The following is a 16,385-nucleotide window of genomic DNA, read 5'->3' as shown; positions in this document are numbered from 1 at the left end:
CTTTCCTTTTAACCGCCGGTCAGATACGACGATCCAGACCGGTAGCCAACATCAGGGTTGATTGTCACCCCGCCCCTCTTGGCTGCCGGCGCATCGACCCGCATACCCGGCGGCGCATTATCAAAGCGGACATTGATTTCGCCGTTGACGCGCGACTGGCCAGCACCGACCAGATTGGGGCGATTCTGTCTGGTCAGGCTTTCCGGCCGCATCGCGCCATAGCCATTGCCACCGTCGCCATTGATCTGCACATCGCCCATGACTGGGCCGTTTTTCCACAGCGAGGTCAGCGGCTCAATAAATTGCTTGATGCGATCCCACAAGCCTTTGAAATACGCCACCAGCGGCTCCCAGTTTTTCATCAGCATACCCAGCGGAGTAAATGCAAAGGCCTGCTTGATCCAACCCCATAGCACTTCACCACCGGACTTGATGCCCGACCAAACCCCGGCAAACCAACCCTTGATTGGCTCCCAATTTTTGTAAATCAGGTATGCCGCACCAGCCAGCAAGGCCACCGCCGCGACCACCGCCAGTACAATCGGATTAGCCGCGCTAAAAATCATGAACGCCATTGCAGCCACACGCAGCGCAGCCAAAGCCCGCCCCAAAATTGCTGCCACGCGAACAAACTTGATAATCGCACCACCTAACGAAAAAATGCCACCAATGGTTTGCGCCACCGCCAACACCAAAGGGCCAGCCATAATCGCGGCAGCAAGCTTGAATAAATTACCCCAGCCACCCACCGCGTCTTTGACTTGAAGCACCACGTCGGCAAAGGCCGTCGCGGCTTTCCACGCCTCTTTCAAACCCTGCACCAGCCTCACACCAACGGTTTGCGCCAAGCGTTGTAATTCGCCCGATGCCGCCATTTGATTGAGCCGATCCAGCGCACCACCCAGCTTGTTTTTAAGCCAGTCAAATGCACCAGACTGCATCACCATCAGGCTAAAACGAGCAAACTGATCCTGCATGTTCGACATCAAACCCGACCATGAACCGGACAATTTATCCATCGCACCCGAATAGCGATCATTCCAGATCGCCATCAGCGTTGATTGAATCATTTGCCGGTCGTTCGCCTTGGCTTTCGCGATGCGCTGCTTACCGGACTTATCAACAAACGAATACAGAATCTGGCCACCGCTTTTGCTGGCGGTAATGCCGAATTCTTTCAGCCGCTCATTTTCACCCGTCACCGCATCGGCCAAGGCCTCGACAGCGGAATTTAAATCCTTACCCATCGCCGCAGCGGTATCGCCCAGCACGCGCAGGGTCTGCCCCTTGATCGGATTCACGCCGTACGATTTGAGCTTGACGAAAGCATCGGTCACCCCCGCCAGCTCATACGGCGTTTTGGCGGCAAACGAGCTAATCCAGTCCATCGAGCTTTTGGCCTTGGCCGAGCTGCCTTCGATGGTTTCGAGCACCAGACTGTATTTTTCAAATTCAGCCGTGGTATCGAGCATGGATTTACCAGCCCACGCCGCCGCACCGCCGATAGCAGCAAACGGCAAAGCGGCCTTGGCCATGCTGCCCAAGCCTTTGCCGATACCGGCAAATTTCTGCGCCACCTTGGCGACGTCCTGCATGATCTTTTTTAGCTCGGGGCTGATTCTGTTGGCTGCGGTCAGCACCGCCTTGAGTTCAAATTTCGCCATCACTCATCCCCATTCTGTTTTTCGGCAATCCGGCAGGCTTGCGCCTCAATTTGCAGGTAGTCCGAAAACGACAAAGCCCACATTTCCGTGGGCTTCATTCGCCAAAAATAGGCCACCTCGAAAACGTCGTCGATCAATCGCTCGACGCTGCGGCCTCCGAGTTGCCCGTGAAAAAACCCATCAGCGCATTCCCGATTTCAAACACATCGGCCGGATGAATCTGCTTAACCGCGCTAGCAGGAATATCAGCCAGCATTTCGATGTACTTGCTCACCAGCACCGGCTTGATGCGGATTTCTACCGCGCCATCGTCATCAGGACACAAGGTGTATGGATACGCCTTGATCGCGTTAACCTCAGCCATACCCGGCGTGCGCAAGGTAATTTCGGAATGCTGCTCTTCGTAAGCCGTGATCGGCTGGCGCAATTTTTTAGTCAAAAATGTCATTGCCAATTCCCCCGCATGCCGTTGAATTCCAGCTCAACCTTGCCATCATCACCCTTAATGGCCGCTTCGTTACTCAGCCAAGCATCGCCCAACGTATAAATGCTGCCGTCGGCAAATTCAGCCTGCACCGACAGCGCGTCGTCGCTTGCCAGCTGATCACGCGGCAAATCTTTCACCAAGGCCGTAACCTTGATATACGGCGCGATGGGCGTTTCCTTGTAGCCAGCTGGCCCAGCGGAATCCATCATCACCTCGCGTTTCTTGTCATTGAGCGGCGCTTCCAGCCCGCCCTCAATCCGTAATTGCTGACCACCCACTTTGACAAAGCAGGTGCCAGCCAGTCGTTTATTACTGGCCATGCTCTAACCCCTTATGCGTTCGCTGCGTACTGCAGACGGAATTGATTTAGCAGCGCAAACACGCGCAGCTGATTGACGTAATCAGGCGGGAACAGCACATCGAGACGATTCGGATCGGTCAAACTGCGCCGGACAATCAGGTTTTTGGCGAATAGCTCGCTGTTTTCAACGATGCCTTCCAGCTCCATCACTTCATATTCATCAATCAGCACACCCCGCGCCATGCCCGGCGTGACAATCGCAGCCCCGGCACTAAACCGCGTGCCATCATCGGCCAGCTTATGACGCGGAAATTCTTGCGTAACGCGATAGCGCAAGCGCCGCAGCACATACGCCGAGGTAAACAGCGTTTCCGAATCGCGATAACTGGCGTCCGCCTGCCCGAAGCTGTTTTTCTGATACGTCGTGACCGCGCGATCAATTGCTACCATGCCATTGCGCGTGACGCAGCTGGCCAGACCATAGGTCAACAAGGATTGGCGCTCGGTAAAAATCCAGCGCGCGCCCACCGGCGCAGGCAACACGCCCTGCAAAACCAGCGTTTGAGTCGGGCGAGCCGGATCAATGCGCAGGCTGGCGGCATTTTGTGCCGTAAAGGCAGCAGCAAATTCCCAGACTGGCGTTGGCACCAACGGCTCCATCGGCGCGATGGTGTGATGCTGATCGTTGCGAGTCTGACCAAACGTCACCAGCGCCGCCAAAGTACCGCGCTTGGCACTGTAGGCATGGCCGTAAATCTGGCGAGTCCACGACCAGCGACCGGTTACGTCGTTCATTTCGGCACCGATGGCGTCCAAATTGGCGCTATCGGTAAACGGATGCACGATCCAGTCGTACTCTTCATCGCCCAGCGACGGAATCACGCTAGCCAACAGCGGATCGGTCGCGCCGGCCGTGGTGTTTGCAAACGCCAGCGTCACCCCGCCCGGCGTCGCTTCACCACCAGCGACACCGCGATAATTGGCAGACACCTGAATATCGGCACCGCTTGCACCTTTCCATTTGCACGTCCACGTCACCACACCCGCCGCAGCGGCTGCAGTCACCGGCAAATCGGCTTGCGCATTGATCGCGGCATTCAGCGCCGCCGCCTGCACTGTCGGCGTATCGCCGACGGATACTGCCGACTGAATGCGCTGACCGGCGATATAGATATTGTGCGTACCGGACGCCGTAGCCACGCTTGAAATCGCCAAACGCGATCGGCAAGGAATTTGCTGCCACAATCGGCATGTCGTCGTTTTCGACGATTTGCTTGGCAAGCAACGTTGACGGCTCACCCGCATCAAGACCCGGACGCCAGATGTATTGACCATCAACATCTTTCAGTTTGCGCAAAATCGGCAGCGTCAAAGGGTTCATCATCCAGCTGGCATTAGCGCGATACCCGGATTTAAGTGCATACACCAAGTCGAGCAAGGCGTCGGCTGTAATCGACGCTGCGCCACCAGAAACCACGTACTGCAAAACACCCAAGGCGCGCGTCGCATCATCGGTAGCAGCATTACCATAAGCCAGAAAGCCTTTGACTTTGCCCACGCCATCAGCTGATGTGAAGCCTGCATTTTCCTTTTCGGCAAACGCGATTGACACCTCATCAGCCAACCAGGCCTCAGCATCAAAAAACACATCATCGAGCATTTTTTGCGTAGCTGCCGGATTGGCGTACAACTCACCAAAGAACGGGGCAACCTGCCCGAGTTTCGATGCAGCCGTTTCAGAACGAGGCGCCGTTTCACCCACCCAGCCCGCTACAGCACCACCCAAATTGACCAGTTTTTTGTAGTCTTCAGCACCAACCGGAATGACATTAGCCACCTGACGCATCGGCACCAAACGGCGCTCAAGCTGAATAATGTTGCGATCAATTTCTTCGGGAACTGCGTAACCACCGTCTGCGTCAGCACCCAGATTCAATGCCTTGGCCTGCAATTCGAGCAGGCCATCATCATCACCCTTGCGCATCATGCGATTGAAGGATTTTTTATGCTCCTGAGCCTGAGCATCACCGCCCAAACCTTCGCGCGCACCGCGCTTATTGAGCTCATCAATCGCCGATTTGACACCATCAAGCTCGGTCAATGCCTTGTCGATATTGGCAAGCTTGGCTTCAAAGTCACCGGTTGGCTTGCCTTTTTCAAGCAATTCCAAACGCTTGTCATTGGTTGACTTGAACTCACCGAACGCTTGACCAAGCTCCTGAATAACACGCGGCAAGTCCGCAGGATTTGGCGCATTTTTGGTTTCAAAACGTGCATGATTGGGATTTAAACGATCCATTATTGAACTCCACGCAAAATATTAATAAGAGATTGAACTGCATTGGCCTCAGCAGCTTGCGCGGCATGCAGCCCTTTCACACCAGTGACCCGCGCCGCATCATTTGCCGGGAAAGTCACCACGGATACTTCATAAAGATCAATTTGCTTGAGCGTTCGCACACCAGTTACGCGGTCGTAACTGTCGTCACGGCTGACATAACCAATCGACAAACCACCCACAGCGCCCATTTTCATCAGCTCGTAAGCCTCAGCACCAAGCTGAGTCTTAAGCGCCAACTTGCCTTCAACATAAAGACCGACATCGTCCTCACGCATCGTGGTGTAAACACCAATCGGCTCGCCCTGCCGGTGCTGCCACAACATGGCGGGCAAACGCTTTTCGCTCTGCGATTTTTCGAGAGAAGCGCTAAACGCACCTTTCTGCACTACGTCATTCCAGCTATCGAGCAAGCCAAAATCTTGTGCAGCGGCATACGGAACAGCCGGGCAATTTCTTCGACCTGAAAACGGCGCGTCTCAAGAAACTGCAAATCAGAAAGCTTTAACCCCAACGACTCCCAACTCAGCCCCTCTTCCAAAATCAGCGGCTTAGCTGCGTTTTCCAGACCATCAGCAGTGTCAACCCAGCTGTTGCGCAAATTTTCATATGCCGCATCACTTAGCTTATTTGGCGTTTTCAAAACACCTGGGCCGGTAACGCGACCGCCAAACATGCGTGCACCATGCTCTTCAGCCGCCTGCGCCAGACCAAAAGAATCTCTGGCGTATTCAATCGGCGTTACACCAAGCCAGCCATTCAACGTAAACCCGCGCAAATGCAAAATTTCGGACTGCTGATACACCTTGCGCACGCCATTCGATGCGGTGTAGGTGTAGCTCAGTGACAAATCCAGCCCCTGCCTCACCTCAATCCGGTCTGGATGCAGCGGCAGCAACTCGACAACCCGACCGCCAAAACCCCGAACGATCAGCGCATAGCCATTGCCGCGCAGCAACATAAATGCAGTCAGCAACTGAACGAATTCAAATGGGGTTTGCCAGCCGTTCGGTTTCGTTACCAAAACGGCATACAAGGAATGATCGACGGCGCGCTCTTTGCCACGCACCTTGCGCCGGTAAACGTGTAAATTGAGTTTGGCTAAGTCTTCGCTGATATTGCGCACACAGGAATAACAAGCGCTAACTCGCAATACTGTTTTCGAGTTCACCGCCAAGCCGACTTTGGAAAGCCCACCCCCATAAAACTCACGAACGACCGCCTCGTTCATCAGTGCACTGGCATTTTTAGTGCGCCACGGCCATCTAAAATTGATTTTCATCACAACGTCCTAATGCCTCGAGATTCGTAAATACTGACTTCCTCTACACCAAACAACGCCCGGTTCATCGCCATAATCAGCGCGACAATGCCGTCGATTCGCTCGCGCGATTTGTTCTTGGCTGGCCTGTAGTTGTCATTCGTATCGCGCAGCAGCACGACGTTACCGGCACACCAGCGCAAGACCGGATGGCCGCCGTGGGCGAGCCGACCGGATTTCACCAGTGCTTCAACTTCTTTCGACGGCGCCGACAAGTCGCCAAAGTTTTGCCGGATCGCCACCATATTGATTCCCGTATCCAGTAACTCGCTGGCGAGCTTGGCACTGTTCCAGTCGTCAAAGCCGACTTCGATCAGATCAAACAGCGCGGCATCATCCAGCACCTGCTGGCGAATGCGCTCCTGATCGACCACATTGCCCGGCGTGGCGATCAGCCAGCCGTCACGCGCCCAAGCCTCATACGGCACGCGGTCTTTGCGGCTGCGCAGCTGCATATTGTCTTCAGGCACAAAGAAGCGCGGCAGTACGATCCACTCGCTGCACGTTTCGTCAGGTGGGAACACCAGCACCCACGCGGTCAGGTCAGTTTTGGTCGACAAATCAAGACCGCCAAAACAGCGCCGCCCTTTGAGTTTTTCAACATCAATCGGCGCGCCGGCCTGATCCCAGTCGTCGAGCGACAACCAGGCATCAAAGGCTTGCGTCCAGATATTCAGACGCTTGGTCAGAAAATTGAACAGCGCGGCCGGCACGGCAGCGGCCTTGCGAGCCGCATCCTTTAATTCATCCAGAAACAGCGACACACCCAGATTCGGATTGGCCTTGATCCAGTTTTCCGGCTCGCGCCAGTCGTCATCCTGATCGAGCGTGTAAATCACCCCGCCGAAACTGTCGTCTTCGACCGTACCTTCGAGGATCTGGATCAGGTAGCCTCGCTGCTCAAGGCAAATTGAGCCTTCCTGATTGAAACCCGCCGTCGTAATGGCGTGCATGATCGAATTGAGCCGCGCACCGCGCGCAGTATCGAGCACGTCCCACAATGCCCGTGTCGGGTGGGCGTGCAGCTCATCAATGATGGCGGCGTGGACGTTCAAACCATCTTGCGTTTGCGCATCGGCGCCGAGTGGAACAAATTTGTTACTGGTGCCGCGAATAAACAGCTTGTCATGATGGGCCGTGATCAGCGCCCTCAGGCCTTTATCCTGCCCAACCATCATCACCGCTTCGTTGTGGGTGATTTTGGCCTGTTCCAGCTTGGTCGCCGCGGTGTAAACCTCGGCGCCGCCTTCCTTGTCGCAGGCAAACAGGTAAATACCCAGCCCGGCCAGCTTGGTCGACTTGCCGTTTTTACGGGCGACCTCTTCGTACCAGGTACGAAACCGGCGCCGGCCGTCGAGGCGATACCAGCCAAACTCGACGGCCAGCCAGAAGGCTTGCCACGGCGCCAGTTCGACGGGCTTACCCGCCCATTGCCCTTTTGAATGCTTGCAGCGTGTCGGGAAAAACTTCAGTACGTGGGCGGCCAGATCAGGCCGCCAGACCAGACCACGCTCAGCGCCGTGTTGCAAATCACGGTAATGACGCTCGACAGCCAGCCGCGTGTAGCGGCAAACCGTGATGCGCCCTTCGAGCACATCGAGACCGTACTGATCCCAAGGCTGTAATTGATAACCGGCCGGAATCAGTCCGGACGTTCGTTGATGAACCCCAGCAGCTCCGCCAGCTCCGGGCTGATCGTGCGCCCCTTGCTGATGGCTTTCTGTTTTGCGCATGCTGCCACGGTCATTCCGTTTTTCTTGAGCAGATCGCGAATCTGTTTGGCGATCTTGCTGCGGTTATAGGAGGCCGACACTTCATAGGTGCGGCCGGTATCTTCACTGGCAACGAAAACGCGGCCTTTGTGATCAGCGATCCAATCTTGGCAGTCTTGCCAGTCGGCAATCGCCGACGCCAACAGCCCGAGCGACAGCCCTGCGGTCGAATAATCGAAACCGCTGCCGTCGAGCAGTGGGAGGATTTCTTTCCAGACCTTCTTTTCTTTCGGCCGCATCGTCCACGGCGGCGGGTCTGGCATCAGCAGCTCGTCACCATCACCGTGGGCCAGTTGATCGGCCAGCTCGAAGGGGCTGAACAGATCAGCCTGATTGCTCAGTGCGTCAACAACGCGAATGCGCGCAACGCTCAGACCCGTCAAACCGAATTCGTCCAGGTCGCGCAAAATTTCGACGCGCATACGGCGCTCGGCAATCGATTCGTCGTATTCAAGCGAACCGCCGTTGCGGTCTTCTTCGTAACGCTCGCCAATCACGGCCAGCGCGTCGGCGTGGGTTCGCCAGCTGTCGACTTTTTCGGACAGCAACGCGATACCGGTCAGCGATGATCTATAATCCAGCTTGGCCTGATCGAGCGCCGCCAGCAGATACGACCAGATTTGTCGCGCCCGTTTGGTTTTTAAAAACTTGGGCGGACGGGGAATTGCCACCATGCCCGCCGCTTTGCCTGTTGCTTGGCTCATGGCAGGCCTCATTGCGGTTGAAATGCGAAAAAAGACTCCAGAGGGCGGATCAACTCAATGCAGAGCGATTTAGACCCCCCCCTATGAAAAATCAGGAATTTATTTTTGTGGCTTGGAGCGCGTTCGGGGCAACCTTACAAATTAGACTTTTTAGCCCCCCACCTTACACAGCCGCAGCCGCCCGGCTGTTGCCGAACCCGCCATCCTCAGCCGCCGTTTTGCGTGAATGACACGGCTTGCACAGCCCCTGCAAATTGCGCTCATCAAAAAACAAAGCCTCATCACCACGATGAGGCCTGATGTGATCGACGTGCGCTGCCGCAGTTAATCGCCCTTCCTTTCTGCACTCAACACACAAAGGATTCGCCCTCAACATAAGCACCCGCAAATCCTGCCAACGCTTGGTGGCATACAGACTCTTGGCCGCTTTGCGCACAGGCTGCGATTCATATTGGCGAATCGTCGCCCGCCGATGCACATCACACTTACCCGACTGAACCAGCCGACCACAGCCCGGCTGGCCGCACGGTTTCATTGGCGCTTTTGGCATACATCCTCGCAAATCGCAGACAGAAAAAAACCAGCCCCGCAGGGCTGGTCAAGCGTCACTCTCTCATGTCGGCACAGATGCACCAGTCAGCCAACGACAACCGATCCAGCGGGGGAAAGATTGTTGATCGGTGCCACGGCTGACTGCTAAATCCGCGCAGCAGAAACGCAAAAACCCCGCCTTTTGAGCGGGGTTTCTTTCGCTAGACGCAGTTATCAAGTCATAGCGGTTTTCACTCTAAAGTGTCGGAGCTAAACCGTCAATAATTTTTTCTCACTTTTTTTCGCTGCATCATTCGTCACCAACAAATCAGCCATCAATGCCGCACGCCCAACCACCAACAACGGCACCTCATCAATCCCCAGTTGCAACGCCTCCATCACCAAAACATGCGCTTTATGCAACCGCGCATAATACGTATCCCGATGGCACCCACAAGATCGCGCATGTTGCGCCGCCGTCCCCGGCATCATATAGCACTGCCAAACCGCCTGATGTAACTCGAAAGGCAAATAGGCCACGATTTTTTGCAACTCATGCATATCATCGTCACACACATCCGGCGGTAAACCCGCAAACTTCGCACCACCAGCCGCCTCACCCAACCGCGCCAGCTGACTTTGCACATAACCCAAACCACAATCATCACGACGACTCGCCCAACGAGCCCACAACTCCAAACGTCCATTAACAAAATCGATCATCTTGCCCCCGCTTGTTTTGATCAAGTTTCTGCATAGAGGCCTCTAGCTTCATCACGTCACCGCGCAAAGCTTTGTATTTTTGCCTTTACCGCACCACCGATTTACTGCCGACCTTTCGATCCAGCATTTCAGCCAAACCACCCAACGCCGCACGCGCCACTGCCACGTCACCGCGCCGGTACTGCACCGCCGGCTCAGCCACCGGAACTCCCGGACACTGCCCCGACAAACGCCGCGCCAAAGCCCGCACCCAGTCCGCCTTATCCCGCCCGCGAAACTGCGCCGTCGCCAAACGCGCCACACCAAAATCACGCGCCGCCCAATAAATCGCAGGGCTGGACCACTCAGCCCGGCCATGCTCCAGCAGCACGCTTTGCTTTTTCGCCTCGGCAAACGACGACTCAGCATCCAGCGACGGCATCGCCAATTCGACCAACTCGGTCACACTCGGCGGCTTGTCACCCGCCTTGATGCGATCGCGCAGCAACTCCAGCGCCTGCTTGACCATGCCGAACGACACACCACGGCCATACAGCATCGCCGCCGCCTCTTCCTGCCACACCATCTTGGCCTCATCACTGGCAAACATCGCCCGCCACTCAGCACCATACAGCGCAGCCATCCGCTGCCACAGCACAGCCACCGGGATATACCCGTCCGTTCCAGCCGGCCGCGACCACGCATTTTTCACAGCCATCATTCACCTCCCTCAATGTAACGCAGGCATGGGCACGCCTGCCTTTTCAAAAACCCGCATCTTGAACAACCACGGCGCTTCACCGTCCTTCATTGTCAAGCCCAGCTCAGTCCCTTTCGCCTCGATACCCGACCACGAATCCATCCACTGCAACACCGGCAACGGCTTGCCATTACCATCACGACCGCCGTATTTGCCCCGGCGAGTTTCAACCACTTTCGCCAGATACATCGGCGTCATTGCCACTGCACCAGCACCACGCCGAGCCTCACGCACCTCATCAGGCAGCACACCATCAGCGAACCAGCGGCAGTAAATCCGACCCGCTTCATCACTGCAGACGCTTTTTTCGTCGAAACCCAGCTCCAGCATGATCGGCACCCAATCACCCGCTTTGGCAATTTTTCCCGAAGCCTCTCTCATCATCGGCGACTTATCCACAGCGCCACTACTTTCACCGTTTAGAGATGACGATTCTATGAAATGCTTGGGTTTTCTCCGTTCACCGTTCTCCGATGTATGGGGCACTTCTCCGGTTTCGCCTCTGGTGTAGCTCTGTGGCGCTTCGGGCTGAAAGCCTTGATTTGCTTGGCTTTCTCTCTGGTGTGCTTGATCTGGTGTTGCTCTGTTGCTGCTCTGTGGTACTTCTACAGGACGCAACTTTTCCACATCAGCCAAAACCAACGAAAAAATAAGCTGCCGATCAGCCGGAATCACCGTCACCAAGCCCACACGAATCAGGATTCGTAACGCATGCCGCAACGCCTCTACAGAAGGCGAACCCGATTCATCACCTGTCCGGCCTTGGCAGGGCTCGATATACAAATCCTCTCTCAGCGCCTGATAACTCACCTTCGGGCGCTCACCCACCCGGCCAGTCCTGAAATCCATCCGCTTGCGCAAGGCGTGATACAGCCGGAACGGGATATGCGCCAGCCCTGCCAGCGCATCCGACTCGACATCGTTAATCATGTAACGGCTCATCGCCCCACCCCACGCGTATTCGCTTTTTTCGCCATCGCTCGCACCGCCAGCGATGCAATCAGGGCATCACCCGCCGCCCGCGCCTCGGTCGCGCTCGCAAAGCCGTTAGCCGAGCTGATCACATCATCTTTCCGGCCAGCCACCAACGCATACGCCCAGCGCTCACGGCCGCTACGACCTTTTTCCAGATACGATTCAACCTTCACTCGCACGCCCCACCTCCAACGCATGACAGCGGCAATACTCCTTGGCCGCGAACGCACTCAAAAACCCATCGGCAAACCAGCCCACCGACGGATGAAACGCCGCCCAGCGCGGCACGATGCCATCGCGATACGACTGCACCCGATACCCACGCGGATGCGTGAATACATCGGCCTGCACCTGATGCCAGGCCGACGCCATCAGCGCTCCCCACCACCGCTGTTTTGTTCAGCGCGCAAAGCCTGCTGCACATCAGCATCGCCATACACCCGATCCAGTTGCGTCAGGTAATGCAGCACCTTGCCTTGCAGCTCATGCGCGGTTTTCAGCAGGCCGTTGCGTTCATGCACATCGACCACACCATCATCAGCCACCGCCGCCTGCGCCTTGCGCGCCAGATCGCCCAGCGCCATCGATGCGGACAAAAACGACAACATCAAATCCTCGTTGTCTTCCAGCTCGCCCATCGCCGGCAGCTGGATATAAACCCCACCCAGTTGACGCGCCATCGCACAAATCGTATTGCGCCCACCGGTTAGCTCCATCACCGACAGCGCATCATCCACACCCAGCACGGCGCGGTTATGGCCGGTCAATTTATGGCGCAAGGTCTGCGGATAGCCCGTCACCGCCCGGCTCAAATCCTCCTGCCCACCACGAAACAACGCGCAATCCTCCCGCGCGGCTTCGATCACACCTTTTGGTAACGTATTCAAATCCATCACACACCTCCTTAGCTAACCGTGCGCTTACATCACGCCAAACAAAAATTAAGATGCCGTCATGGCATCGACCACAAATAAAAAAACCCAGCACAAAGCCGGGCAAAGCCAACCCTATGCAGATGGGGCTGACGAGGAAACCGATGAAACAACTTTTGCAGTGCCACGCAGGTAAGACCAATCGACCGCCGGATGCAGCTCGTCGCAACGAACTTCGCCGCAAGTCGCTTTTTCAATCTCAACCGCCATAGCGGCAGAACACGGCACGCCACTGGCCAATTGAGACAAATAGGAAGGGCTAGTATGCAAGCGCTCCGCCAACCATTTATTCCGGCCAACAGAGGCTTTAATCCAAGTCTTGAGTTTCATACCGCAAATATTAGCGAAACACTAAATCAACAGCAAGCAAAATTTAGTGTTTTAAATATTTATGGAAACACTAAAATCCAGCATCATCAAATTATGGACACAAAATCAATCAGGCTCGCCAACCTGCAAACGCTGATATCGCGTTTCAGCACTCAATCGAAATTCGCCGAAGCGGTGGACACCGCACCGGCCTATATCAGCCAAATATTGAGCACAGAACACCCCGCCAATCTCGGCGCACAGCTAGCAAGGAAAATTGAATCCAAGCTCGGGCTGGAGCATGGCTGGATAGATAGAGAACACAAAGGCGAGAACGACGCAGAGACGGCCAAGGGTATATACCCAAGAACACCGTCAACAGAAGATTACGCACTCATACCCCAATACAGTACCAAGGGCGCTTGCGGCACAGGTTTCTTCAATGATCATGTCGAAGTGATTGGCGGATTGACGTTCAAACGCGCTTGGCTCGAACGCCTTGGGATTGACGAACACCAAGCCTGCGTAATTTATGCAACAGGCGACAGCATGATCCCTACCATTCAGGATGGCGATGTTGTACTGATTGATCAAGCCTCAACCCCACCCAGAACAGGCGAAGTCTATGCCATCCTGATGGACGATGAAGTCATCATCAAACGCCTGTCCAAAGAATTTGGCATGTTGCTGCTACGCAGCGACAACGCCAACAAAGCGGCATTTCCCGACATCACCGTCCCACCCGGACACGACCTGCAGGTGATTGGCCGCGTGGTTTGGCGCGGAGGGGGCTTATAAAGCCATGTACGACAAAATCCCGCTCCCCACAGATAGCCTGTACAAATTTTGCGCCCTCTTTGCGCTATTTTTAATCATTTTTTCTTTCGCTGCTCCCATCTATACCACCAGCAATACGAATCAACTTATCTTTAAAACAGTTGTCGAAATTGAGGCCTTAAAAGCTATCAATCAGCCCACTCCGGTAGAAAAAACCAAGATCGCAGCCCTACAAAAAAGCATGGAAATTGCGGTCAAAGACAGAGATGGAATAAAAACATATTCGCTAATCCTTGCTGTATTGGCAACGCTAATCGGCATATTTGGCTTTGAACGCTGGTATTCTGTTACCCAACCAATCGCAGATGAATTTGCCAAAGTCCAACTTGAAATGGCAAAACTTCAACTAACCAAACTGCAACGCGAACTAGATACTCCATCAGCAACACCCCCGCAAGATTCAGAATCAAACAAGACCCCCCAGTAAAATGACAACCCGCTTAGGCGGGTTTTCTTTTGCCTGTCATGCGTGTAAATTTCATTATGCTTACTAAAAAGGTCCATCATGGAATTTATCTTCTTTATCTTGTTCGTCGTTTTCCTCATTCTCTTCATCAAAAAACATAACGCCTACAACATCGAAACAGCCAAGCATGAAAAGATCGAAAAAGAGCTACAAGCCACAATCAGTGCAGATCAGGCAACCATTCGCAGCCTACAAGCCAAAGCATCAGAACTTGGCAAATACCAACCCATCGTCGATATCGAAGCCGAAATTCAACGACAACTGGCTCAATCCCATGAATTAATACAGGCAAATACCCAGCAAGCAGATCAAATCACCCAAGATGCAAAAGAGGTATTAAAGCAAGCAAAAGTCAATGCTGCAGAACTAAAAACCAAAGCAGATTTGGCACTGAAAGCAGCACACACCCAAGCAGACAACATCATCCAGCAAGCCAAAGAGCAAGCAACCCAAATTGCGGGCGAAGCCTATCAAGCACTGGAGCGACAGAAAGAGATTCAGGCCACCATTACCGCTATGGAGAACACCATTAATGGCTACGGTGACAAATACCTCAAACCGACCAGCAGTCTGTTAGACGACTTGGCAGAGAATTACAGTCACGTCGATGCTGGACGCCAATTAACCACCGCTCGTAATGCCAGCAAGCTACTCACCGAAACCGGCAAAGCGGCGACGTGCGACTATGTAGAACCCCACCGCAGCAAAACCGCCATTGCGTTTGTTACTGACGCTTTTAACGGTAAAGTGGACTCGATTCTTTCTTCAGTCAAAGCAGAAAACATTGGCAAATTGGAGCAACAAATCAACGATGCTTACCAACTCGTCAATCATCTTGGCCAAGCTTTCCGCAGTGCCAAAATTACCCCTGCCTATCTATCTGCCCGACTGACTGAATTAAAGCTCGTAGCAACTGTAGTTGCTCTGCGTGACCAAGAGCGCGAAGAACAACGCCAAATCAAAGAGCAAATCCGCGAAGAAGAAAAAGCCCGTCGCGAATACGAACGAGCGATGAAAGAAGCCGCCAAAGAAGAAGAAACTATCAAAAAGGCCATGGAAAAAGCCGAAGCGCAAATTGCCAAGGCCACCGATGAGCAGCGTGTTACTTTCGAGGCGCAACTGGCCGAACTGCAAAGCAAACTGGTCGAGGCCGAGGCCAAAAACGAGCGCGCTCTATCCATGGCACAACAAACCCGAGCAGGCCACGTCTATGTGATTTCCAACATCGGCTCGTTCGGCGAAACGGTATTCAAAATTGGTATGACGCGGCGGCTGGAGCCAATGGATCGCGTGAAAGAGCTTGGCGACGCATCTGTACCTTTCACTTTTGACGTTCACGCCATGATGTACAGCGAAGATGCACCAGGACTGGAGCGTGAGCTACACCGCCGCTTCAATATGCAGCGCATGAATATGGTCAATTTCCGCAAAGAATTTTTCCGCGTCGATTTACAACAAATTCGAAACAGCATCAATGAGCTAATCGGCAGCGAGCTCCTCAAAGAAGAACCCCACTTCACGCTAACCGCCGAAGCGCATGAATTCCGCGAATCACAAGCCATCTCAGCAATGAGCCAAGAGGAGCGCCACGCACATCTGGCACGACTGTTAAAGCTGGAAATGCTAACGCCACTCGAAGAACTCAGCGAAGAAGTCGAATAAATAACTAACACACTTGACACAAACCACCAAACCACCAAACCGCCCTCGGGCGGTTTTTTTGTTGCACCTTTGTGACAGCAAACCACACGCACTAAGGCTCACCTTGAACCTTTTTCAAAAGCCGATAACATCTTCCTTGTAGCTTACCAATTAATAACAAATGCATTCATGCAAAGCGCATGGCTTACTTTTACTCAGGATCCAACATGTACAACTGCCCAAAATGCCAATGCGAAAACACGCAAAAACTATCGATTATTCATTCACACGGCACCAGCAACATTGAAACTACGACTGCAGGCGCTGGCCTTGGGGGCGGTGGTTTAGCAGGTGGGGCGGCAAAAACCAGCGGCACCAGCCAGTCAAACCTTGCAAAAAAATACGAGCCGCCACAAAAGCAGTCACTTTTCGCACTCATCGTCACCTGCACTGTCATCGGTTTTATTGCTAGCTTCTTCTGGGGGCCTTTGCTGTATGCGTTTGTAGCGCTCGGCATTTACCTTGCCTACCTTGCGTACAAAGAAAACAAAAACGAGTTCCCAATCAAATATGCCAAATGGAATGCCAGTTTCCTGTGCATGCGCTGCGAAAATGTGTTTGAAGTAAACAACTAAGCAGGAACAG

Annotated in this window: 21 protein-coding genes; 4 read left to right on the top strand and 17 right to left on the bottom strand. The window is 54.1% G+C overall.

Features of this window, described 5'->3' with window-relative positions; genetic code table 11:
• Positions 1–8: 8 nt before the first annotated feature.
• From ACG2XO_RS11595 to ACG2XO_RS11515, 17 genes are all read right to left on the bottom strand, one after another.
• Positions 9–1,664, bottom strand: coding sequence for a tape measure protein (locus ACG2XO_RS11595; protein WP_410498146.1), 1,656 nt, complete (start codon positions 1,662–1,664; stop codon positions 9–11).
• 133 nt (positions 1,665–1,797) lie between these two features.
• On the bottom strand, positions 1,798–2,112 hold the full coding sequence (locus ACG2XO_RS11590; RefSeq protein WP_410498145.1) for a phage tail assembly protein: 315 nt from the start codon (positions 2,110–2,112) through the stop codon (positions 1,798–1,800).
• Positions 2,109–2,471 (bottom strand): phage tail tube protein, encoded by a 363-nt coding sequence (locus ACG2XO_RS11585; RefSeq protein WP_410498144.1) that lies wholly within the window; start codon positions 2,469–2,471, stop codon positions 2,109–2,111. Before ACG2XO_RS11585 ends, ACG2XO_RS11590 begins: the two co-directional genes overlap by 4 nt.
• 11 nt (positions 2,472–2,482) lie before the next feature.
• Positions 2,483–3,442 carry a phage tail sheath subtilisin-like domain-containing protein gene (locus ACG2XO_RS11580; protein ID WP_410498143.1) on the bottom strand — a complete coding sequence of 320 codons (960 nt, stop codon included), beginning with the start codon at positions 3,440–3,442 and terminating at the stop codon, positions 2,483–2,485.
• Positions 3,408–4,751 carry a phage major capsid protein gene (locus ACG2XO_RS11575; protein WP_410498142.1) on the bottom strand — a complete coding sequence of 448 codons (1,344 nt, stop codon included), beginning with the start codon at positions 4,749–4,751 and terminating at the stop codon, positions 3,408–3,410. The genes ACG2XO_RS11580 and ACG2XO_RS11575 overlap by 35 nt, the downstream gene beginning before the upstream one ends.
• Positions 4,751–5,179 carry an HK97 family phage prohead protease gene (locus tag ACG2XO_RS11570; protein WP_410498141.1) on the bottom strand — a complete coding sequence of 143 codons (429 nt, stop codon included), beginning with the start codon at positions 5,177–5,179 and terminating at the stop codon, positions 4,751–4,753. Before ACG2XO_RS11570 ends, ACG2XO_RS11575 begins: the two co-directional genes overlap by 1 nt.
• Positions 5,179–6,072, bottom strand: a complete 894-nt coding sequence (locus ACG2XO_RS11565) for a phage portal protein (protein WP_410498140.1) — start codon at positions 6,070–6,072, stop codon at positions 5,179–5,181. Before ACG2XO_RS11565 ends, ACG2XO_RS11570 begins: the two co-directional genes overlap by 1 nt.
• Complete coding sequence (locus tag ACG2XO_RS11560; protein ID WP_410498139.1) at positions 6,072–7,844, bottom strand: terminase large subunit; 1,773 nt, start codon at positions 7,842–7,844, stop codon at positions 6,072–6,074. The genes ACG2XO_RS11565 and ACG2XO_RS11560 overlap by 1 nt, the downstream gene beginning before the upstream one ends.
• A complete protein-coding gene (locus tag ACG2XO_RS11555; RefSeq protein WP_410498138.1) occupies positions 7,754–8,587 on the bottom strand; it encodes a hypothetical protein in 834 nt (277 codons plus the stop codon). Before ACG2XO_RS11555 ends, ACG2XO_RS11560 begins: the two co-directional genes overlap by 91 nt.
• 163 nt (positions 8,588–8,750) lie before the next feature.
• Positions 8,751–9,137 (bottom strand): HNH endonuclease, encoded by a 387-nt coding sequence (locus ACG2XO_RS11550; RefSeq protein WP_410498137.1) that lies wholly within the window; start codon positions 9,135–9,137, stop codon positions 8,751–8,753.
• A 251-nt stretch (positions 9,138–9,388) separates the two neighbouring features.
• Positions 9,389–9,841, bottom strand: coding sequence for a hypothetical protein (locus tag ACG2XO_RS11545; protein WP_410498136.1), 453 nt, complete (start codon positions 9,839–9,841; stop codon positions 9,389–9,391).
• An 85-nt stretch (positions 9,842–9,926) separates the two neighbouring features.
• Positions 9,927–10,541, bottom strand: a complete 615-nt coding sequence (locus ACG2XO_RS11540) for a hypothetical protein (RefSeq protein WP_410498135.1) — start codon at positions 10,539–10,541, stop codon at positions 9,927–9,929.
• Between the two features lie 9 nt (positions 10,542–10,550).
• Complete coding sequence (locus ACG2XO_RS11535) at positions 10,551–11,522, bottom strand: hypothetical protein (RefSeq protein WP_410498134.1); 972 nt, start codon at positions 11,520–11,522, stop codon at positions 10,551–10,553.
• Positions 11,519–11,734, bottom strand: coding sequence for a hypothetical protein (locus ACG2XO_RS11530; protein WP_410498133.1), 216 nt, complete (start codon positions 11,732–11,734; stop codon positions 11,519–11,521). Before ACG2XO_RS11530 ends, ACG2XO_RS11535 begins: the two co-directional genes overlap by 4 nt.
• Positions 11,718–11,927 (bottom strand): hypothetical protein, encoded by a 210-nt coding sequence (locus ACG2XO_RS11525; protein ID WP_410498132.1) that lies wholly within the window; start codon positions 11,925–11,927, stop codon positions 11,718–11,720. Before ACG2XO_RS11525 ends, ACG2XO_RS11530 begins: the two co-directional genes overlap by 17 nt.
• Entirely contained in the window at positions 11,927–12,448 is a 522-nt protein-coding gene (locus ACG2XO_RS11520; RefSeq protein WP_410498131.1) for a phage regulatory CII family protein, read from the bottom strand. Before ACG2XO_RS11520 ends, ACG2XO_RS11525 begins: the two co-directional genes overlap by 1 nt.
• A gap of 114 nt (positions 12,449–12,562) precedes the next feature.
• Positions 12,563–12,817 carry a transcriptional regulator gene (locus ACG2XO_RS11515; protein WP_410498130.1) on the bottom strand — a complete coding sequence of 85 codons (255 nt, stop codon included), beginning with the start codon at positions 12,815–12,817 and terminating at the stop codon, positions 12,563–12,565.
• Between ACG2XO_RS11515 and ACG2XO_RS11510 the strand changes: the two genes are divergently transcribed.
• The 4 genes from ACG2XO_RS11510 (at position 12,752) to ACG2XO_RS11495 (ending at position 16,375) form a co-directional block, all read left to right on the top strand.
• Complete coding sequence (locus tag ACG2XO_RS11510; protein ID WP_410498129.1) at positions 12,752–13,594, top strand: helix-turn-helix transcriptional regulator; 843 nt, start codon at positions 12,752–12,754, stop codon at positions 13,592–13,594. The two genes, ACG2XO_RS11515 and ACG2XO_RS11510, sit on opposite strands and share 66 nt — an antisense overlap.
• Before the next feature lie 4 nt (positions 13,595–13,598).
• Positions 13,599–14,060, top strand: coding sequence for a hypothetical protein (locus ACG2XO_RS11505; protein WP_410498128.1), 462 nt, complete (start codon positions 13,599–13,601; stop codon positions 14,058–14,060).
• A gap of 78 nt (positions 14,061–14,138) precedes the next feature.
• Positions 14,139–15,761: a DUF4041 domain-containing protein gene (locus tag ACG2XO_RS11500; protein ID WP_410498127.1), complete on the top strand. Its 1,623-nt coding sequence runs from the start codon at positions 14,139–14,141 to the stop codon at positions 15,759–15,761.
• Positions 15,762–15,940: 179 nt separating this feature from the next.
• Positions 15,941–16,375: a hypothetical protein gene (locus tag ACG2XO_RS11495; protein WP_410498126.1), complete on the top strand. Its 435-nt coding sequence runs from the start codon at positions 15,941–15,943 to the stop codon at positions 16,373–16,375.
• The last annotated feature ends 10 nt before the right edge of the window (positions 16,376–16,385 follow it).

Origin of the sequence: Chitinibacter sp. S2-10 (genome assembly GCF_046530675.1) — a bacterium.
Lineage (GTDB): Bacteria > Pseudomonadota > Gammaproteobacteria > Burkholderiales > Chitinibacteraceae > Chitinibacter.
This window is presented reverse-complemented; position numbering and strand designations above follow the sequence as displayed.